Below are 21,016 nucleotides of genomic sequence, written 5' to 3' on the forward strand. Positions count from 1 at the left end.
GACAGATGAATATTGCACGCGCCTCTATCGACCGGCCGCTCTATACGTGGCTGATAATTCTGATTGCTCTGTTCGGCGGTATCTGGGGATTTTTGTCGCTTGGCCGACTTGAAGACCCAGCGTTTACAATCAAAAACGCGGTCATCGCGACACAGTACCCTGGCGCCACCGCAGAACAGGTGGCGTTGGAAGTATCAGAACCACTTGAATCCGCGATACAGCAGATGGGCGAAGTGGATGTAATTACTTCGGTCAATCAGCCGGGCCAGTCCCTGATCGAAGTGGAAATCAAATCAATCTACGACGGTACGGAATTGCCCGATATCTGGACGCGTTTGCGCGCCAAAGTGCGCGATGCCGCACGCGGCTTGCCGTCGGGGGTCAGCGCCCCTTATGTCAACGATGGGTTCGGCGACGTGTTCGGCCTGTTTTACGCAGTGACGGCCGAGGGATATTCGGACGCCGAAAAACACGAGTTAGCTACGTTCCTGCGTCGTGAGTTGCTGACCGTTGACGGGGTGGCAGATGTTGAGGTGCAGGGCCTGCCGAATGAGGCGATCTTTGTAGAGCCCGATCTGGCAATCTCAGTCAACCAGAACGTTCCTTTACAGGCGATCAATGAAGCGATTGCCAACGCGGATTCGGTCAATTCCTCGGGGTCTTTGCGCTCGGAAAGTGATCGCACGACAATTCTGACTGCCGAAGGTTCGGACAGCGTCTCGGCTATCGCCGGGCTGTCCGTCGGCTCTCAGGGTCAGGTCATCAACCTGTTCGATATGTCAGACGTTTATCGCGCGCGGCAAACCGACCCCGACATCATCATTCGATTTAACGGAACCGAGGCCTTCACTCTCGGGATCGCTGGGCTGGCGACAGAAAACATTGTCGAAGTCGGCAAACGCGCTGACGCCAAACTCGCCGAATTGGACACAGAAATTCCTTTTGGCGTCGAAATCCTGCCCATCTACCAGCAACACGTTGTGGTCGAGCAGGCATCGAACGATTTCCTTGTGAATCTGGCCATGTCCGTGACCATTGTGGTTTCTGTTCTGGGCCTTTTCATGGGCTGGCGGGCTGCCGTTGTTGTGGGCTCAACCCTTTTGCTGACCGTGGTCGGCACATTGTTGTTCATGTCCCTGTTTTCCATCGAGATGGAGCGGATTTCGCTAGGCGCCCTGATTATTGCCATGGGGATGCTGGTGGACAATGCAATCGTTGTAGCCGAAGGGATGCAGATATCGATGTTGCGAGGCAAGTCTTCGCGCGATGCTGCCGAAGACGTGGCGTCCAAAACGCAGGTTCCACTTCTGGGCGCGACGGTGATTGGTATCATGGCTTTTGCAGGGATCGGCCTCAGCCCGGATGCGACCGGAGAATTCCTGTTCTCGCTTTTCGCCGTTATTGGCATCTCGCTTCTGCTCAGCTGGGTGTTGGCCATCACGGTGACACCAATGCTGGGTCATTATTTCTTCAAACAAGGCAAAGAGGGTGAGCTGGATGCCTATAGCGGCATTCTGTTCCGTGTCTACGGTGCAATCCTGCGCTGGGCGCTGCGGTTCCGCTGGCTGGTGGTTGCCGGATTGGTCGCGATCACCGTGGTCTGTTATGCGGGCTTTGGGCTGATGAAGCAGCAGTTTTTCCCCAACTCGAACACACCTTTGTTCTTTGTACACTATAAGTTGCCACAGGGAACGCCGATTGCGCGCACGTCGCAGGATATGGCGGTTTTTGAAGAATGGCTTGCTGAACGGGACGACGTCGTATCAGCGACCACCTTTGTGGGGCAGGGTGCGACCCGGTTCATGTTGACCTACTCGGCGGAAAAGCCCAACCCAAGCTACGGCCACATGATCATTCGCACCGAAACTCTGGACGATATTCCAGCCCTTCAGGCGGATCTTGAGGCGTTTGGCTCTGCCCAGTTCCCCGAGGGAGAGTTTGGCACCAAGCGTTTGGTCTTTGGCCCAGGTGGCGGGGATCCGATACAGGCCCGATTCTCGGGTAGTGATCCGAAAGTTCTGCGCCAACTGGCAGAGGAAGCTGTTCAGATTATGGCTGCGACCTCTCCCAATGCCCTACTAGTTCACCATGACTGGCGTGAGCAAGAACTGGCAGTCCAACCGATCTACGCCACCGAACGCGCCCAAACCGCAGGGGTGACGCGTGAAGACATCGCGGCCACTTTGCAGTTTTCCACCGACGGCATCACCGGAGGGGTCTTGCGCGAGCGTGACCGCCTGATCCCGATCATCCTGCGCCGTCCGGTCGATGGCGAGTATTCGATTGTCGATCAGGTCGTGTACTCGGATCAATCCGAAAGGTTTGTTCCAATCGAGCAAATGGTGGATGGCTTCGAATACACCTCGCTCAATACGCTGGTACATCGTCGCGACCGGGTTTTGACCATCACGGTCGGGGCCGACATCCCACCCGAACTCACAGCCGCGCAGGTCCACGCAGAAGTCCGCGACGCGATAGAAGCTATTGACCTGCCGCCCGGGTTTAAGATGGAATGGGGTGGCGAGTTTGAAGACTCTGGCGATGCGCAGGCAAGTTTGGGCAAACAGTTGCCCCTGAGCTTGCTGATCATGGTTCTGATCTCTGTGTTATTGTTCAACGCAATCCGCCAGCCTGTGATCATCTGGCTGCTGGTGCCCATGTCGGTCAACGGCGTTGTTATTGGCCTGCTCGGAACCGGTCTGCCCTTTACGTTCACTGCGCTTCTGGGCCTGCTTAGCCTGTCCGGGATGTTGATCAAGAACGGCATCGTGCTGGTCGAGGAAATCGACCTGGTTCGCGCAACCGGCACACCGTTGCGCGAGGCAATCATCGAAGCCTCAGTCTCGCGCCTGCGTCCCGTCATGCTGGCCGCGATCACGACGATCCTTGGGATGGCACCATTGCTGACGGATGCGTTCTTCGTCTCGATGGCGGTGACGATCATGGGCGGTCTGGCCTTTGCTTCCGTCCTGACCATGGTCGCTGCACCGGTGTTCTACATGCTGTTCTTTGCGCGGGACGAAAGGAAGCAGATGACGGTTCACGCTGCCGTTTGATCACGCGCTGAAAGCAAAAAAGTCCCCGGTTTGTCACCGGGGACTTTTCGTTTCAAATCAGTGGTCGATCAGCCTTGCAGTGACTTAACCTCAACATCCCCTTCGGCCTGCGCCTTGATTGCCAACGCTGCAGCGTGGCTGGCGGCTGCGGTCGTGAAATAGGGGATTTTGTCATACAGAGCGATCGACCGGATGACTTTGCTGTCCTCAACGGCCTGTGCGCCTTCGGTAGTGTTCATTACCAATTGCACCTGACCATCTTTCAGCATGTCGGCCACATCCGGACGGCCCTCGTAGACCTTGTTGACGAGGTCGCAGGCAACGCCCAGATCCGCCAACCATGACTGTGTGCCGCGCGTGGCAACAAGGGTGAATCCTTGCGCAACCAAAACTTGCGCGGCCTCGAGCATGGCGGGGGTTTTGTCCGCGTCCTTGATCGAGATGAACGCGCGGCCCGACGATGGCAGAACCATGCCAGCCCCCATCTGCGCCTTGAGGAACGCTCGCGGGAAATCCCGGTCCCACCCCATGACTTCACCGGTCGATCGCATTTCCGGGCCCAGGATCGTATCGACGCCGGGGAACCGAGCGAAAGGCAGCACGGCCTCCTTGACCGAAAACCACGGCATATTGGGATCGGCCAAGGTCATTTGATCTGCGATCTTGGTGTCCTGACCCTCTTGATACGCGGGGCGCATCGGGAAGTTGGCTAGTTTCTCGCCCGACATCACCCGCGCGGCGATCGAGGCAATCGCGCTGTCGGTGGCCTTGGCAACAAAGGGCACGGTGCGCGAGGCACGCGGATTGACCTCAATCAGGTAGATCTCGTCATCTTTGATGGCAAACTGCACGTTCATCAAACCCACAACGTTCAAGGCTTTGGCCAGCTTGAAGGTCTGTTCCTTGATCCGACTAATGACTTCATCTGACAGTGAATACGGCGGCAGCGAACAGGCCGAGTCGCCGGAGTGAACGCCCGCCTCTTCGATGTGCTGCATAATGCCCGCAACATGCACGTCGGTACCATCGCACAGCGCGTCTACGTCCAATTCAACCGCGCCGGACAAATAGCTGTCCAGCAGTACGGGGCTATCGCCGGAAACCACCACGGCTTCATTGATGTAGCGCCGAAGCTGATCCATATCGCGCACGATTTCCATTGCGCGACCGCCCAGAACATAAGAGGGGCGGATCACCAGTGGAAAGCCGATTGCTTCTGCGATTTCCAATGCTTGCGCGTCGGTGGAGGCGATGCCGTTCCGGGGCTGCTTCAGGCCCAGGTCGTTGACCAGAGCCTGGAACCGCTCACGGTCTTCCGCCAAGTCGATGGCATCTGGCGTGGTGCCGAGGATCGGAATACCTTCTTCCTCCAGCGCATTGGCCAGTTTCAGCGGGGTCTGGCCACCGAACTGAACGATCACACCGTGCAGTGTGCCGTTGTCTTGTTCCTTGGTCAGGATTTCCATGACGTGTTCGAAGGTTAGCGGCTCAAAATACAACCGATCCGAGGTATCATAGTCTGTCGAGACAGTCTCGGGGTTGCAGTTGATCATGATGGTCTCATAACCCGCGTCGGTCAGCGCGAAGCAGGCGTGGCAGCAGCAATAGTCGAACTCGATGCCCTGACCGATCCGGTTCGGACCACCGCCCAGAATGACGACTTTCTTCCGATCTGATGGCCGTGCCTCGCATTCAACCTCGCCCATCATCGGGGCTTCATAGGTTGAATACATATAAGGCGTCTGCGCTTCGAATTCCGCGGCGCAGGTATCGATGCGTTTGAACACTGCGCTGACACCAAGATTACGGCGCGCGCGGCGCACGTTGTCTTCGTCGCGGCCTGTCAGGTTTCCAAGGCGGGCATCGGTAAAGCCCAACATCTTGAGCCTGCGGATACCGTCCTCGGTCATCGGCAGGCCTGTTTTGATGACGTCACGCTCGGCTTCGATGATCTCGCGGATGCGCGCAAGGAACCACGGGTCGAACTTGGTGACGCCGAAGATTTCATCGTCAGACAGGCCGTGACGCATGGCTTGCGCGATTGTGCGCAGGCGATCTGGGGTCTGCTTGCTAATGGCTTTGATCACAGCGGCCTTGTCGCTGGCTTCCTCCCAGACGCCAACGTTCAGGCCAGGGATTTCGACTTCATCAAAGCCGGTCAGGCCGGATTCCATCGAGGCCAGCGCTTTTTGCATCGATTCGTGAATTGTCCGACCGATGGACATCGCCTCACCCACCGATTTCATCGCGGTGGTCAGGTAGGGTTCCGAGCCTGGGAACTTCTCAAACGCGAATTTCGGGATCTTAGTGACGACATAGTCGATGGTTGGCTCGAAGCTGGCCGGGGTCACCTTGGTGATGTCATTGTCCAACTCGTCCAGCGTATAGCCAACGGCCAGCTTGGCTGCGATCTTGGCAATCGGGAAACCGGTTGCCTTCGACGCCAAAGCGGACGAGCGCGACACACGTGGATTCATCTCGATCACAACCATGCGGCCATCATCCGGGTTGATCGCCCATTGCACATTTGATCCGCCGGTTTCGACACCGATTTCACGTAGAACGGCAATCGAGCCGTTGCGCATGATCTGGTATTCCTTGTCCGTCAGCGTCAGGGCAGGGGCCACGGTAATCGAGTCGCCGGTATGCACGCCCATCGGATCAATGTTTTCGATGGAACAGACGATGATGGCGTTGTCAGCGGTGTCGCGCACCACCTCCATCTCAAACTCTTTCCAGCCCAGCAGGGATTCATCGACCAGGATCTGATTGACCGGCGAAGCATCCATGCCCGAGCGGCAGAAATGGATAAAATCCTCGCGGTTATAGGCCACGCCGCCACCGGTACCGCCCAAGGTAAAGGCGGGGCGGATGATGGCGGGCAGGCCGATCTCTTCCAACTCGTCCAGCGCCATCTGCACGCCAGCGTCCAGATTAGCACTGCCGTTTTCGTTCTTTGGTGCGGTAATGATGGTGGCCTTGGGGTTTTCCAATCCCAGTCGGTCCATCGCCTCGCGGAACAATTTGCGGTCTTCGGCCATTTCGATGGCGTCACGCTTGGCGCCGATCATTTCAACACCGAACTTGTCCAGCACGCCCATCTCTTCCAATGCCAGCGAGGTGTTGAGACCGGTTTGCCCGCCCATGGTAGGCAGCAGCGCGTCGGGGCGTTCTTTCTCGATGATCTTGGCGACAACCTCGGGCGTGATTGGTTCGATATACGTCGCGTCTGCCAGACCGGGGTCTGTCATGATTGTCGCGGGGTTCGAGTTTACCAGAATGACCCGGTATCCTTCTTCGCGCAGCGCCTTACAGGCCTGAGCGCCCGAGTAGTCGAATTCACAAGCCTGACCGATGACAATGGGGCCCGCCCCGATGATCATGATCGACTGAATGTCGGTTCTTCTCGGCATGGCCTACGTCCTTCGATGTTCGCGAGTCAGGGGCACCGCCCAAGCGCCCAAATTGTCCTGCGTTATAGGGACCACGCCAAAAGGTTCAAGAGGTATCGGAAACAAGGGCGAAATTGCCGCTTTCCCCTCTTTCCCTCGTCGGCGTATTCTCTATACCCCGTTGCACGGCAAATGAGGATGCAATTGCGTATTCGTTTTGATCAGGGGCCGGCCGGTCCGGGAACCCGTTTCGACCGGCCTTCCCAGATAATCCGCGCTGAAATGGCGGAAGACGTGCCCCAGGCAATGACGGCGCTGGATGAGGCGCGCGCAGGCGGCGCCTGGGTGGCCGGATATGCAAGCTATGAGCTTGGGTATGTGCTCGAGTCGCGTCTTCAGGCGCGCCTTCCCCAAGATCGCCGTTTGCCGTTGATGTGTTTTGGCGTTTACGATGGTCCGACCCAAAGCGACTTGCCAAAAGCTGATGCGGGAATTTCCAACTTTCAACCCAGGTGGGATGATGACCGATACGCCCGGGCGTTTCAGACCGTCCACGATGCTATAGGCGCAGGAGATATCTATCAGGCAAACCTGACCTTCCCGATTGACATGACTATCAAGGGCGACAGTGCTTCACTTTATGCCGCCCTGACGGCCCGCCAATCCGTTGGGCATGGTGCTTTGGTCGAACAGGAAGATTTGCCCGATCTGCTCAGCCGGTCGCCGGAATTGTTCTTTCGAACCGACGCGACGGGTTGTATTGAAACGCGCCCGATGAAAGGCACGCAGCCCCGCAGCGACGACATGGCCGAAGATGCGCGCCGTCGAAACTTCTTGTCGATCGATGAAAAGAACCGGGCCGAAAACCTGATGATCGTTGACCTGCTGCGCAATGACATAAGCCGGGTTGCCCTGCCGGGATCAGTGCATGTCCCTGAACTGTTCAAGGTCGAAACCTACGCGACGCTACACCAGATGGTCTCTCTCGTGCGCGCGCAGCTGCAGGTCGGGGCCGGGTTGTCTGATATCCTATCCGCCCTCTTCCCGTGCGGTTCCATCACTGGCGCGCCCAAAATACGCGCGATGGAAATACTGTCCGAGCTGGAGCCTTGGGCGCGAGACATCTACTGCGGTGCCATCGGTTGGGCGGCCCCGGACGGCAGATCAGAATTCAACGTGGCCATCCGTACCCTGATGGTCGAAGATGGCGCGGCGACGCTGAACGTGGGCGGCGGCGTTGTTTGGGACAGCACAGCCCCGTCTGAATATGAGGAAGCGCTATGGAAGGCCCGCTTTGCGCACCAGTTGAGCCTGATTTCCGCCTGATCGAGACGTTGGCCTATCGGCCAGATCAGGGTTTTGTAAGGCAAGACCGCCATCTGGGCCGCATGGCGCGAACTGCTGCCGCATTGGACCTGCCATTCATAGTGGACGAGGCATTGGACACTCTGTCCGAAGTGTCGAATGAGGCACCGTTGCGGTGCAGGCTGACGATGGGCCTTTCCGGCAAGTTCGAACTGACAACAGCACCTCTGGCGAGTAACCCGTCCCATTGGCGGTTGGCGCTGGCTGACACGAAGTTGAATTCGTCAGATCAATGGCTGCGCCACAAAACAACGCGGCGCAAAGTTTATGACAATGCCCGAAATGCGATGGCGGATTCTGTCGACGAGCTGCTTTTCCTAAACGAGCACGATGAGCTTTGCGAGGGAACAATCACCAACCTGTTTGTTGTGACGGTGGATGGCAGGCGCCTTACCCCGGCCCTGTCGTGTGGATTGTTGCCGGGTATTCTGCGCGAAGAGCTATTAGAAACACATGAGTTTACAGAGGCCAAATTGTTTCTGGCCGATCTCCTGAACGCGCAAACGGTCTATATGGGAAACTCGTTACGCGGGCTGATGCCCGTAGAGTTGGAGAACCGTTGATCTGGGCGCTGTTGCTGGTCTGGGCGTCTATTTCTAACCGTGCATTGTGTAAACGCTGTTTTGACGGCGCGACCTGCCTTGACTTTCCGGGCCTGACGCGGTGTACCGGCGCGACGAATTTTGCGCCCGAAGGGATATCTCCATGCACGCCTATCGCAGCCACACCTGCGCCGCACTGACCGCCGCCAATGTTGGCGAAACCGTTCGCCTGTCTGGCTGGGTGCATCGGGTTCGAGATCACGGTGGTGTGCTGTTCATCGACCTGCGCGACCATTTCGGCGTGACTCAGGTGTTGTGCGATGGTGACAGTGCCGCTTTTGCAGAACTTGAAAAGGTGCGGTCCGAATGGTGCATTCGCATCGACGGCACGGTTAAGGCGCGTGCAGCCGATCTGGTAAACAACAAGCTGCCCACTGGTGAGATCGAAGTTTACGTACGTGAACTGGAGGTTTTGGGCGCTGCTGACGAGTTGCCGTTGATGGTGTTCGGCGAGCAGGAATACCCCGAGGAAACGCGTTTGCGCTATCGTTACCTCGACCTACGCCGTGAGGCGATGCAGCAGAATATGACCCTGCGCTCGGACGTTGTATCCTCGATGCGCCGCCGTATGTGGGATCAGGGCTTTCGCGAATATCAGACGCCTATCATCACCGCATCCTCGCCAGAAGGCGCGCGTGACTTCTTGGTGCCCTCGCGCCTGCATCCGGGCAAGTTCTACGCGCTGCCGCAGGCCCCGCAGCAGTTCAAACAGCTGATCATGGTGTCTGGTTTCGACAAGTATTTCCAGATTGCACCGTGTTTCCGCGATGAAGATCCCCGCGCTGACCGCTCTCCGACCGATTTCTACCAGCTCGACCTGGAGATGTCGTTTGTCGAACAGCAGGACGTGTTCGACACGATCCAACCCGTATTGACCGGTGTGTTTGAGGAATTCAGCGGTGGTCGCAAAGTGGACCAGGACTGGCCGCAGATTTCCTATAAAGACGCGGCGCTTTGGTATGGTAGCGACAAGCCGGACTTGCGTAACCCGATCAAGATGCAGGTTGTTTCCGACCATTTCCGTGGCTCGGGTTTTGCGATCTTTGCTAAATTGTTAGAGCAGGAAGGGACTGAGATTCGCGCCATTCCTGCGCCAAGTGGTGGTAGCCGTAAGTTCTGCGACCGCATGAACGCCTTTGCCCAGAAAGAGGGTCTGCCCGGCATGGGCTACATCTTCTGGCGCGATCAAGGCGAAGGCATGGAGGCTGCCGGCCCGCTGGCCAAAAACATCGGCCCCGAGCGGACCGAGGCAATTCGCCAGCAATTGGGTCTGGGCGTCGGCGATGCGGCGTTCTTCCTTGGGGGCAAGCCGAAAGCCTTTGAAAAGGTCGCAGGCAAGGCGCGTGACGTTATCGGTGATGAGCTGAATCTGACTGAAAAAGATCGCTTTGCCTTTGCCTGGATCGTGGATTTTCCGATTTATGAGCAGGACGAAGAATCCGGCGCGATCGACTTTGAACACAACCCGTTTTCAATGCCCCAAGGCGGGATGGAGGCGTTGCAGGGAAACCCTCTGGATGTTCGCGGCTATCAATACGATCTCGCGTGTAACGGGTATGAACTGGTTTCCGGTGCGATCCGAAACCACAAACCTGAGATCATGCTGAAAGCCTTTGAACTGGCTGGATATGGTGAAGACGAAGTCAAAAGCCGCTTTGGCGCGCTCTTCAACGCCTTCCACTATGGCGCCCCACCTCACGGTGGTTGTGCTGCGGGCATCGATCGGATCGTGATGCTGCTGGCGGATGAGGCCAACATCCGCGAAGTGATGATGTTCCCGATGAACCAGCGCGCTGAAGATCTGATGATGGATGCACCGTCTGATCCAACGTCGGATCAACTGATGGAACTCGGTTTGCGCATCATACCGCAAGACTAGTCATCACGCGCAAGCAGAACTGCAGGCTAGTGCGATCAGGGTCATCTACACGCGCCACTGTCTGAACGGTCGCGCGGAGGCGGCGGAGTTCCAAAAAACCGAACTCAGCACGCGCGGGGCTGTCTCCGGACCCCAAACAACCATTAGTCCAGCGGGTTTTTCAGGTCGCTTCTGTTCACCCGTATTGTTCGTGCGGTGTGACGTGTCTGTCGATAAACCCACAGGCACAATAAGGTCGCTGTGATGAAATAGGCAGTGGCCATTCTAAATTGCCTCCCTTTGTTCCAGGCGGTCTTGGACAATACCTGCAACCTTTGCGGCTTGCGCGGTGATCGGTGTGCCATGTGCACGCGACCTGGCCAACTGACGAGCGGCTTCCGCCAGCACATTGTCATCTGCTTCTCGCGCCACGCCGCACAAGAACTGCGCCGCGTAGTCCAATGTCCGATGGTCATTCGGCCCCGCCAGCACGTCCGCGATATGGGCCATGTCATCCTGATAGGCCATGGGATCCGGCTGGATCACCTCATCGCGAACCGAGTGTAGGCCGCTGGGGCGTCGATCCTCGGGCAGCAATTCCAGGATGGATCTTTGAAAGAACGACATGGACGCTATCGGTTTGGCGAGAAACCCATCAGCCCCGGCGCCCAGAGCGTCGGTTTTGGTGCAATCGTCGCCGGACATGCCCAGAATGACGCAGATGCGGGGGCTGGCATTCGAAAGCTCTGCAATCAGATCAGCGCCGGACCCGTCAGGCAACCCCATATCAACAAGAATAACCGAGGGGCGGTAGATCTGCAGATGCCGACGCGCTGATTTCAGGCAATCGGCGCGCCTGATCCTGGCGCCGCTGTGCATGCACATAAGGCGTATCACATCGCAGGCATATCGGCTGTCCTCGACAACCAGAATGGTTTGTCCCAACAAGGGCCGCGTCGCGGTAGGCGTGGCGACGGTGGTGGCGAAAGGACCCGAATCGTCCATGGCAAATCTCCTATCCAGCAGATGCTTCACGCTAGGAACTTCTGGCTAACACAGGGTTAACGGGCGATTTGGCGCACTTGTCCTTTGGCAGGTCTGCCCCCATAACCCATGCAACGCAGGACTGAGGAGAATGACATGATTGGTCGTCTGAACCACGTCGCTATTGCCGTGCCGGATCTTGAGGCGGCGTCCGAGCAATATCGCAGCGCGCTGGGCGCCAAGGTCGGCGCGCCCCAGGACGAGCCGGATCATGGCGTGACCGTTGTGTTCATTGAATTGCCCAATACCAAGATCGAATTGCTGTATCCGCTGGGCAATGACAGCCCGATCAACGGCTTTCTGGAAAAGAACCCGGCGGGCGGCATTCATCATGTGTGCTACGAAGTGGACGATATTATTGCGGCACGCGACCATCTGAAAGAAACAGGTGCCCGTGTTCTGGGGTCGGGTGATCCAAAGATAGGTGCCCATGGCAAACCCGTCTTGTTCCTGCACCCCAAAGACTTCAATGGTTGTCTTGTTGAGCTAGAGCAGGTTTGAACCCCAGCCCGGAGGGCCTGAAATGACCATAACAGCCGGTTTGGTGTTGTTCGCCGTGATCTGGTTCATGACGTTGCTGGTGGTGCTGCCCGTTCGCATCAAAACGCAAGGTGATGTGGGTGAGATTGTACCGGGCACCCATGCGGGTGCTCCGGAAGTGCATCACATGAAGAAAAAGCTGTGGATCACCACCGGCATAACGGTGATCCTGTGGATTATCATCGCCGGGATTATTCTGTCAGGTGTGATCTCGGTACGGGATTTCGACTGGCTGAATCAGTTGGAACCCCGGTGAGATCCTTCAGGAGTCGAGACCGGACAACCGATGGTAAATGTGGGTGAACGTGGCGACACCGATGATCGGGATCACCAAGTTTACCAACGGAACGGATAGCGGAATTGCCATCAGTGTTCCCGCCAGCCAAACGGTTGTGGAATGCTTGGCCCGGAGCTTTCGGGCGCCGTCGCGACCCAAACGGCGCATCGCAGCAAGCGTGAAGTATTCGCGACCCAGCAGAAAGCCGTTCATGCCCCAGAATATGAATGGCGCAAACGGGGTGAGTATTGCGTAAAGGATCAGGGCCAACAGGTTTGCCGCGATCAGCACACCCAGAAAGCTCAGACCGTCCAGAAGGGCTTCGCTGAAGGGGATTTTCTGGGCGGGCGGCAGGCTGGAATAGTGTTTGTCTTCGACAGCCTGCGCAACATCTTCCAGAAAGATCGACGTTATGGCCGAGGCAACGGGCATCATCAAAAACACCGGAAGCACAAGCACCAACAATATACCCGAGTAGTTCAAAACGTCGTTCAACCAGGGTACTGCACCGATGAAGGGCAGGGAAATCTCATTCCCGGACAGCGTGTTTATGAACCAGATCGCACTGGCGCAGGCGGCAATCAAAAGCAGGATCGTCAAGCCCACGCCGCGCAAAAGAACAGATCGGAACTTTGGATCACCAATCTGACCCAATGCAGCAAAAAATGCATTCAGTATGGTCATTCAGAAACCCATTTGGTTAGTGCTGCAACGTCCGGGCGTGGGCGTTCTGGAGGGGCGGTGCTTTCAGTGGCGATGTGGATTAGCCCCGCGACGCGTTCATTCTCGGCCAACCCCAGTGCTTTTTCACAAAACCCTCGATCATGAGTTTGCCAACCTGACAACCAGTTCGCGCCCCACCCCGCGGCCAGAGCAGCGTTCAGCAGCGCTAGGCAGACAGCCCCGGCTGAGTAGGTTTGTTCAACCGCGGGGATCTTGGCCGAGGGTTTTTGAACTTCAACGACCGCAACGGCCAAATGCCCCAAGTCAAACTGGCTGCGCGCCTTAACGATTTCTTCCGGGCTTTTGTTCAAAGCGCGCCCGGCTTCTTCGGTCAGATTGGCCAAACGCGGCATGGCGCTTTTCTCAAGAACAACAAACCGCCAGGGTTCCAGCTTGCCGTGATCCGGGCTGCGGGCTGCGGCCTTCAGCAGCGGAATCAATTCACTCCGGTTCGGGGCCGGGGCAATCAGTGTTTTGGCAGGTCGGGACCGACGCGACTGCAGAAACTCCAGGGCGGCGGGGCTCTTCAAGGGCATATGTTAATTTCCTTTACATCGACGCTACGTATGTTGGTCAACAGTGCCGCAGTTTCAAGGGCAAGAAGTTGGGTTTGGGGGATCAATTTCATTCCAGCGCCTTTTAGGCAAGGACCATGGAGCGAAGCGATGGCGCGGGATCTGTCGCAAACTTTTGACGATCGACGTTTGTAAATTGGAGAGTGAATGGCTGCCGGGAACATTAAGTCGAAAGTCAGCTCATGATTTCCTTCTAAGGCGCGCAATATCCGAAGGAAATGATTCTGTTCGCAGTGTTCTTCTACGTTCGATACGGGATGTCATATCGTGATCTTGAGGAGATCATGGCGGAACGCGGTGTCTCGGTCGATCACATCACACCAAACCGCTGGGAACCGCGATATTCAGGCGTAATAGGTGAAACTGCCCGATGCTAGTGTTCAAAGCCTTCACCTCAACTGCGGCAACACTCAACGGAATCGAAGTGGGGATATGATCCGCAAGGGTCAAATCACGCCCGGACTCTGTCCGTTTTGGGAGTTCGCTGAGTGGGTCGCTTAACCTTGATGGGATCGCTGAAATAGTTCGCCATGTTCGAAAGTTCACAACAGAACTTTTGGCAGCCTGGGCCGCGGGCGAAAGTGCAATGGCAATCGCGGGATGTCACTGACATGGTTTCGCACCGGTGGGCGTTCCTCTTTTGGATGCCGGTTGAGCGAGCACCACTTGGTTTGGGATTGGGCCCTGGCTAAGAATGCGTAACCCGGCCCGAAGCTAAACTTTGGGCATACCCTTGGGACGTAAATGGCGTTTTTGGGCGGCGATACGAAAAGGCGCATTGGGTGCGCCATAGCCCTGATAGTTGCGTTGCCGTTGGACGATCTCAAAAAAAAGACCACCTGAAAAAGGGTGCGAGTACATCTGGAGAAATGAGCCGCTTTCGTCCTCGTCATACATGACATTATGTGCTGCGAGATTTGTGACGAATTCTTCAGACAAATCAAATCGCGTTGCAACATCGGCATAGTAGTTTTGCGAAATCTCAAGGGGTTTGAAACCGGTGTCCGCGAGGTTACTCGAGGTTGCAAAGATGTCGTCGCATGCGAATGCGATATGCTGCACGGAGGCTCCGAAACTATCCGCTAAAAAGTGGCCCGCCATTGTTCGGTGCGTTTCGGCCCCGTTCAGTGTGATGCGGAACGAACCGTCCTGGGTCGCGAGAGCTTGACTGCGGACCAATCCATCTGGGTCGATCACATCGACCATTGGCGATTTTTGCATATCGAACAGCGTCGAGTAGAACAGTGACCAACTCAACATTTCGTCGTAGCTCATCGTTTGGGCGACGTGGTCGACCCATTGAAGACCACTGCCCATGGTGGCCGTTTGCGCTTCGTTGAATTCAACCGTCCAGACGTCTGACAAGCCACTGGCCGTGTCGATGAAGTGCAGCACGCTGCCGCCCAATCCACGGATGGCTGGTATATCCAGCTCTCCGGGCCCCGTTGGTTGAGAAAAAGTGCTCGCCCCCAGGCTGGCTGCACGTGACACGGTGGACTGCGCGTCTGCGACGTCGAGACCGATGTCACAAACTGTCGTCCCATTGGCGTTAAAAGCGCTGCTGGCATACCCTGTGGTTTCCCGGTTGATGACGATGCGGATGGTACCGCTTGTCCAAAGCGACAGGTTTTTTGAGATATGCTCGCCCGCATGACGGAACCCAAGCGTGCGCAAAGTCGTTTCAAGCGCATCCGCCTCGCTGCCACGTGATGCAAATTCAAGAAACGAAACCCCTTCGACCCGCATCCGCTTTGGTATGTCGGGCAGGTCGACACGCACGGTGGGCTCGGCTTGTCGTACGTCGTCCATCAATGCGATCAGAGAACGATAGCCATCCTTTGCAATGGTTATGGGGCTGCCGCCGCGAAACTGATCGTTGAAAATCTCAAGGCTGATCGGTCCGCTGTATCTTGCAGCCATCACCGCTTGCATAAAGCCGGTTATATCAAGATCGCCTTCCCCGGGCATGTTTCTGAAATGACGTGACCAATACAGCAGGTCCATATCGATCAACGGGGCATCAGCGAGTTGGACAAAGAAAATCTTGTCCCCCGGAATGCTACGAATAGTGTCTGGGTCGGTTTTGCGGGCTAACGTGTGAAAGCTGTCGAGGATCAGGCCGATATTTGGGTGATCGGCCCGGCGTACGATTTCCCATGCGTCGCGATGATCGTTGACATGTTTGCCCCAAGCTAAGGCTTCGTAACCGACCCGCAAACCGCGCTTGGCTGCTCGCTCACCCAAGTCGTTGAGATCCTGTGCTGCCCGATCGATGCCGCCAAGACAAGTCGGGTGGCATGAGGAGCAGATCAGAACCAGATCCGTGCCAAGTTCTTGCATCAGATCGAACTTGCGTTCCGCCCGATCAAAAGCTTTTGCGCGTAAGGGATCTGGCAGCCCTTCAAAATCACGAAACGGTTGGAACAGAGTGATCTCTAGCCCGAGTGCGCGGATCAACTCTCCTACTTCACGGGGGCTGCCATCGTGGGTCATGAAATCCTGTTCGAAAATCTCGATCCCATCATAGCCCGCGGCTGCAATTGCCTCTAGCTTTTCAGGCAGGCTGCCTGCAATCGACACAGTTGCGATAGAGGTTTTCATGAGGGGTCCTTTGACGCGTTACCAGGTTGAAGGATCAAACCGTTGACGCAACGCGGCAACACTGTCTGCAAGCAAAACCAAATCAACACCCACCGCAGTGAAATCAACGCCGGAAGCGATGTAGGCCTGAGCGGTATCTGGGTCCAATGCCATCAGGCCAACAGGAACATCGATAAGCTTAAGCTGATCAACGGCTTCCTTGATGGCCGCGATGACCTTTGGATGGTCCATTTGACCGGGTAGCCCCATCGACGCGCTCAGGTCTGCAGGCCCGATAAAGATCGCATCGACGCCTTCTGTCTGGGCAATACCTTCCAGGTTCCGAAGACCCTGCATCGTTTCGACCTGCAGGACGAGGCAGAGCTCGTCATAGGCAATGTCGAAGTAGTCTTCGACCTGGCCATAGCGGGTTGCGCGGGTCATGCCTGCCATGCCTCGTATGCCGTGCGGTCCATAGCGCATGGCAGACACGGCTGCTTCAGCCTCTTCCACCGTCTGCACATAAGGTACGAGCAATGTTTGCGCGCCCATATCCAAGATGCGTTTAAAAAGGATTGGGTCGTTGTCTGCCGGCCGGACAATGGCACTGACCTGCGGGTTGGATGCGATGGCTTGCAGCGCTGGCAAGACTTCGACCGTCTCAATCGCTGCGTGTTCGCAGTCAATCAAGACCCAATCGAACCCCGCGCCGCCCAACAACTCTGGCACCGTGTTGCCGCCAATCGTGTTCCAAATGCCAAGTTGGTGCCGTTGACGCAAAGCAGCCTTGAACAGGTTCTTTGGATTCTTCATGGCGTGTCTCCCATGCAGGCTCAGCCCGGATAACCGGCAAAGCGTGGCAGCCAGAGGATCAGATCAGGGAACAGCATCATCAAAATCAACGCTGCAATCAGCACGGCAAGGAACGCCCAGATTTCCGCGATAATCTCGCGCAGCGGGATATCGGTGACCGCGTTGATCACAAACAACAGGATGCCATAGGGCGGCGTGATCAACCCGATCATGGAATTGACGACGACAAGCACACCAAAGTGCACAAGATCGATCCCCAATGCATTGCAGGTCGGAATGAACAGCGGAACGATGACCAGAATGATTGTTGTTGCATCCAGCACGCAGCCCAGCAGAAGGATTAGAATATTGACCATAATCAGGAACATGATCGGGCTGATATTCGCACCGTCCAGGAATGCTGAAATTGCCTGCGGAATTTGCTCAGTGATCACCACATAGTTCAGAATGAATGCGCCACCGATCACGATGCCAACCGCAGCCGATGACCGGGCAGAGTCGACAAACACCTGATAAAGCGTTTTCCAAGTGAGGGCGCGATAGAACAAAGCGGCCAGAAGCAAGGCGTAGAAAGCCGCGACAGCCGCCGCTTCTGTTGGCGTCGTGACGCCACCGTAGATGCCGTAAAGCAGGATCACCGGCATTAATAACGCCGGGAAGGCATTTGCTGTCTTTTTTGGCAGTTCCCGCAGCGGCACGGACTCTTCAACCTCGAACCCGCGTTTGTGGGCGAGGTAGCCGTTCATGCCCATCAAGACGATTCCCATGATCAGCCCGGGCAGGATGCCTGCTAGAAACAACGCCCCGATTGAGGCATTTGATACCAACGCATAAAGCACCATTGGGATCGACGGCGGAATGATCGGACCAATAGTGGCAGAGGCCGCGGTGATCGCTGCCGCATATCCGCGACTGTAACGACCGTTGCGGGTCATCATTGAAATGATGATCTTTCCAATCCCCGCCGCATCCGCCACGGCCGACCCGGACATTCCCGAAAAGATAAGGGATGCAACGACATTCACATGCCCCATGCCACCTTTGAAGCGGCCAACCACGGCGATGCAAAAATTCAGCAGGCGATCCGTGATCGAGCCTGCGTTCATAATATTTGCGGCCACGATGAACAGGGGCACCGCCAGTAGAATTGCGCTTTTGTAAAAGCCTTGCAGTATCTTTTCCCCGGCCAAGGCAACGTCCAGGCCGGACAAACCAAGATAGACGACGGAGGCGATCAGGATCGAATATCCGATCGGCGTCCCGATTCCAGCCAGAACGAAAAGAGTGACAAGCAGGGAAACAAGCTCAAAACTCATGTGCGTTCGTCCGCTTCTGCTTCCAGAACCACTTCAAGCTCGGTTTTTGGCGGCCCATTGCGGAAGACATCAACGGCGAGCCACGCGTAGCGGGCGGTCACAACAATCATAAAGGCGCCGTAGATGGAAAATATCGTTCGCAGAGGGATTTTAGCGCCGGTGAACGGGTTCCGAACCGTTGTGGTTTTACGCAGCTTGATCCAGTCGATGTAGTCCCATGTGGGCAAAAAGGCATAGAGCATCCCGGCGACAATCGCCACGGCCGAGATCATGGCAAAAACTGCACGCAGTTTGCGCGGGGCCGCCAGATAGAGGATGTCGAATTTCACATGATCCCATTCGCGCAGCACAAAAGCGCAGGTGAAGAAAATCACCCAAACCCATAAGATGCCAATCAGCTCAAGCGTCCAACCCAGCGGTTCGACAGCCGCCAGCGTCGGCAGCGTCTCGCTAAGCCCCAGTGACCCGATGATTTTGGGAAGGTAGCGCGACCCGATCTGCAAAAGAAAAACGAAAAAGATCGCAGCCAACATCATGGCTGCGATCGCTTCAGACAGACGAGAGGTCCACCGAATAATTGTTCTCATTGTGACCCTCTCCACCGATCAGGCGCTCACTCACCAAGCGCGTTGATCTTGTCCAAAACACCTTCCGGCCAACTGGCTGCAAACTCGCTGCCAACATACTGGGCCTGCACGTGATCACGGAAGGCGGCTGTATCGGGTTCATAAACCTCGACGCCGTTCTCTTCGATGAACGATGTCAGGTTCGCCTCAAGATCTAGTTGACGCAAGCGACCAACAGACGCAGCCGCGTCAGCGGCACGCTGAACGGTCAATTGCTGTTCTGGTGTCAACGCGTCAAAGGTTGCCTTGGACATCGCGATATAGTTCAGATCAACCAGATGCGACGTCAGTGCGATCTGTTTGGTTACCTCATAGAACTTCTTGTCCACAACAGTCGGTAGTGGGTTGTCTTGCCCATCAACAGCACCTGTTGCCAGGCCTGTATAGACCTCTGAGAATGCCATCGGTGTTGGCGATGCGCCCAAGGCGGCCCCCAGGAACTGCCATGCGTCCGTGCCCGGCATGCGCAGGTTCACGCCAGCCAGATCAGCGGGTGTTTGGACGTCAAGTTCGTCGCGCGTTTGGCGCAGGTTCACGTGGCGTCTACCCAGATACATGACTGACAACAGCTTCACGCCAAGCTCGTCTTCAACTTTTGCCTTGAAGGGCTCCATCAGTGGATCATTGAAGACGCGGACCTGATGGGCGGCGTCTTGATGCACGTAGCCTGTTGCGAAGATTGAGAACTCGGGGAAGAACTGTGCCAGTTCTTGCGCCGATGTGATGGACATCTCCAGGTTCCCGCGGCTGATCGCGTCAAGCTCGGTGCCCTGATCAAACAGCGTTGCGTTGTAGCTGGGCTCGTAGGAGGCAAATCCCGAGACGGCCGGGCCGAAAACTTCTGCCAAAGCAACGGAACGCGCGTCCGTTTCAGAACCGGATGAGGACATCCGCAGTTGTACTAAATCCCCGTCGGCAAATGCAGACGTGGATAAGATGGCCCCGGCCGCGACCATGCCGGCAAGCGCCAAACGGCGTGTCAGTTTCAGTGTCATGTTTGTCCTCCCAGACGTTGTGTGCCGTCCCTTTTGGGGCGGCGATTTGATGTTTTGGTTACTCGGCTGCCTCGGGGGCGATCCCCGCGCAGGCATCGATTTGAACGGTCGACTGCGTGGTGGCTGCGGTTTGAATCGCCTCGACAACCTGCATCGTGCGCAACCCTTCCTCGGCTGTGACGAGGGGCGTTTCCTTCCCTCGGATGACATCTGCGAAATGCGCGATCTGATTGATAAGTGGATCGGACGCAGGGCGAGGCATCGTGGTGGCAGTAATGGCATTCCACCACGACTTGTCACCATCATGACGCCAAAGCCGCATGTCAGGGATCGACAGCGATCCGTCAGACCCGCCAATATGATAGCAAGATTGATCCGTGACCGGGTAAATCGGGTATTCAGCGGCTGTCAGTTCCCAGCTCCATGGTGCGACGATGCTGTCAGAGACCGAAATTGTACAGAGTGCCCCATTGGCAAACCTCAAAACAGCGGCGGCCAGATCCTCGTTTTCATGTCCACGCCGCGACGGGGCCAGTTGCGCCTGCACTGAAACGACCTCGCCGCAAAGGTGCCGCATCAAATCAACATCGTGAACAAGGTTAACGGATATCGGGCCTGCACCAGTTTTTGTTCGCCAGAGAGCGGCCTCAAAATAGTCGTTTGGCTTGTAGAACCAGCAAGTCGCCTGCGCTGCTCTGACATCACCAATAGCACCCGACTGGATCAAAGACGCGGCTTTTTGGATCATAGGGTTATGGCGTCGATGATGGCCCACTAGAACGGGCGTTCGCGCTGCGGCGCTTGCCTGAACGATCTTTTGCGCTTGTTCCACAGATGCCGCCAATGGCTTTTCAATCAGCACGGGAACGCTGCGTCCAAGGCAGGCTTGAGCACCGTCCAGATGCATCGGCGTCGGCGTCGATAGGATCACCCCGTCAACGCGCGTGGTCAGAAACAACTCCTCAATATCTGATGCCAAACGGACATCACCGAAGTCACCGCCGCATGGTTCGACCACAGCCACCAGTTTCGCACCCGTGACGTGTGCGATAGCAGCGATGTGGCGTTGTCCGACAAGGCCGGCGCCGACTACGGCGAGTTTAACTGACTTTGACATCACGTTCCCAGGTTGCGTCGCGGTGACGTTAACACAAATTATGATGTTCGCAATAATATATGATATTTTTTGTTATACAGGATTTTTATGGGGATTGAGGTTTCTCTCTCGTTTCCTCTATGATCTGCTCAATCAAT

The 21,016-nt window shown here is 56.4% G+C and carries 16 protein-coding genes and 1 pseudogene; 7 read left to right on the top strand and 10 right to left on the bottom strand.

The genetic code is table 11. The features are described from left to right. The first annotated feature begins 5 nt into the window (after window positions 1-5). Entirely contained in the window at window positions 6-3,056 is a 3,051-nt protein-coding gene (locus D9K61_RS04510; RefSeq protein ID WP_120632046.1) for an efflux RND transporter permease subunit, read from the top strand. 68 nt (window positions 3,057-3,124) lie between these two features. Here D9K61_RS04510 and carB read toward each other — a convergent pair whose 3' ends face one another. After that, window positions 3,125-6,469: a carbamoyl-phosphate synthase large subunit gene (carB, locus tag D9K61_RS04515; RefSeq protein ID WP_120632047.1), complete on the bottom strand. Its 3,345-nt coding sequence runs from the start codon at window positions 6,467-6,469 to the stop codon at window positions 3,125-3,127. A gap of 177 nt (window positions 6,470-6,646) precedes the next feature. Between carB and D9K61_RS04520 the strand changes: the two genes are divergently transcribed. The 3 genes from D9K61_RS04520 to aspS all read left to right on the top strand — a co-directional run bounded on the left by D9K61_RS04520 (window position 6,647) and on the right by aspS (window position 10,294). After that, on the top strand, window positions 6,647-7,774 hold the full coding sequence (locus D9K61_RS04520) for an aminodeoxychorismate synthase component I (protein ID WP_120632048.1): 1,128 nt from the start codon (window positions 6,647-6,649) through the stop codon (window positions 7,772-7,774). Continuing rightward, window positions 7,729-8,376, top strand: coding sequence for an aminotransferase class IV family protein (locus D9K61_RS04525; protein WP_120632049.1), 648 nt, complete (start codon window positions 7,729-7,731; stop codon window positions 8,374-8,376). Before D9K61_RS04520 ends, D9K61_RS04525 begins: the two co-directional genes overlap by 46 nt. A 142-nt stretch (window positions 8,377-8,518) precedes the next feature. Beyond that, window positions 8,519-10,294, top strand: coding sequence for an aspartate--tRNA ligase (gene aspS, locus D9K61_RS04530; protein ID WP_120632050.1), 1,776 nt, complete (start codon window positions 8,519-8,521; stop codon window positions 10,292-10,294). A gap of 264 nt (window positions 10,295-10,558) precedes the next feature. Here the strand turns inward: aspS and D9K61_RS04535 are convergent, their stop codons facing one another. Next, window positions 10,559-11,278, bottom strand: coding sequence for a response regulator (locus D9K61_RS04535; protein WP_120632051.1), 720 nt, complete (start codon window positions 11,276-11,278; stop codon window positions 10,559-10,561). Between the two features lie 135 nt (window positions 11,279-11,413). Between D9K61_RS04535 and mce the strand changes: the two genes are divergently transcribed. Both mce and D9K61_RS04545 read left to right on the top strand, forming a co-directional pair. After that, on the top strand, window positions 11,414-11,818 hold the full coding sequence (gene mce / locus D9K61_RS04540) for a methylmalonyl-CoA epimerase (RefSeq protein WP_120632109.1): 405 nt from the start codon (window positions 11,414-11,416) through the stop codon (window positions 11,816-11,818). Between the two features lie 22 nt (window positions 11,819-11,840). Further along, window positions 11,841-12,113, top strand: coding sequence for a DUF1467 family protein (locus tag D9K61_RS04545; RefSeq protein ID WP_120632052.1), 273 nt, complete (start codon window positions 11,841-11,843; stop codon window positions 12,111-12,113). 6 nt (window positions 12,114-12,119) lie between these two features. Here the strand turns inward: D9K61_RS04545 and D9K61_RS04550 are convergent, their stop codons facing one another. Both D9K61_RS04550 and D9K61_RS04555 read right to left on the bottom strand, forming a co-directional pair. Further along, window positions 12,120-12,818, bottom strand: a complete 699-nt coding sequence (locus tag D9K61_RS04550; RefSeq protein WP_120632053.1) for an EI24 domain-containing protein — start codon at window positions 12,816-12,818, stop codon at window positions 12,120-12,122. Then, window positions 12,815-13,393 (bottom strand): nitroreductase family protein, encoded by a 579-nt coding sequence (locus D9K61_RS04555; RefSeq protein WP_120632054.1) that lies wholly within the window; start codon window positions 13,391-13,393, stop codon window positions 12,815-12,817. The genes D9K61_RS04550 and D9K61_RS04555 overlap by 4 nt, the downstream gene beginning before the upstream one ends. A gap of 257 nt (window positions 13,394-13,650) precedes the next feature. Here D9K61_RS04555 and D9K61_RS04560 point away from each other — a divergent pair. Further along, window positions 13,651-13,803, top strand: a pseudogene (locus D9K61_RS04560) (IS6 family transposase); the annotation flags it as partial. 343 nt (window positions 13,804-14,146) lie between these two features. Here D9K61_RS04560 and D9K61_RS04565 read toward each other — a convergent pair. Genes D9K61_RS04565 through D9K61_RS04590 form a run of 6 tightly spaced genes read right to left on the bottom strand, consistent with a single transcriptional unit; the run spans window position 14,147 to window position 20,879 of the window. Next, complete coding sequence (locus D9K61_RS04565; protein WP_120632055.1) at window positions 14,147-16,033, bottom strand: bifunctional sugar phosphate isomerase/epimerase/4-hydroxyphenylpyruvate dioxygenase family protein; 1,887 nt, start codon at window positions 16,031-16,033, stop codon at window positions 14,147-14,149. 18 nt (window positions 16,034-16,051) lie between these two features. After that, on the bottom strand, window positions 16,052-16,825 hold the full coding sequence (locus D9K61_RS04570) for an HpcH/HpaI aldolase/citrate lyase family protein (RefSeq protein WP_120632056.1): 774 nt from the start codon (window positions 16,823-16,825) through the stop codon (window positions 16,052-16,054). 20 nt (window positions 16,826-16,845) lie between these two features. Further along, a complete protein-coding gene (locus D9K61_RS04575) occupies window positions 16,846-18,141 on the bottom strand; it encodes a TRAP transporter large permease (RefSeq protein ID WP_120632057.1) in 1,296 nt (431 codons plus the stop codon). After that, window positions 18,138-18,728 (bottom strand): TRAP transporter small permease, encoded by a 591-nt coding sequence (locus D9K61_RS04580; protein ID WP_120632058.1) that lies wholly within the window; start codon window positions 18,726-18,728, stop codon window positions 18,138-18,140. Before D9K61_RS04580 ends, D9K61_RS04575 begins: the two co-directional genes overlap by 4 nt. A gap of 26 nt (window positions 18,729-18,754) precedes the next feature. Next, window positions 18,755-19,762, bottom strand: coding sequence for a TRAP transporter substrate-binding protein DctP (gene dctP, locus D9K61_RS04585; protein ID WP_120632059.1), 1,008 nt, complete (start codon window positions 19,760-19,762; stop codon window positions 18,755-18,757). A 58-nt stretch (window positions 19,763-19,820) separates the two neighbouring features. Then, window positions 19,821-20,879, bottom strand: coding sequence for a Gfo/Idh/MocA family protein (locus tag D9K61_RS04590; RefSeq protein ID WP_120632060.1), 1,059 nt, complete (start codon window positions 20,877-20,879; stop codon window positions 19,821-19,823). Window positions 20,880-21,016: the final 137 nt, after the last annotated feature.

The sequence above is a fragment of the Ruegeria sp. EL01 genome (assembly GCF_900313035.1).
GTDB lineage: Bacteria > Pseudomonadota > Alphaproteobacteria > Rhodobacterales > Rhodobacteraceae > Ruegeria.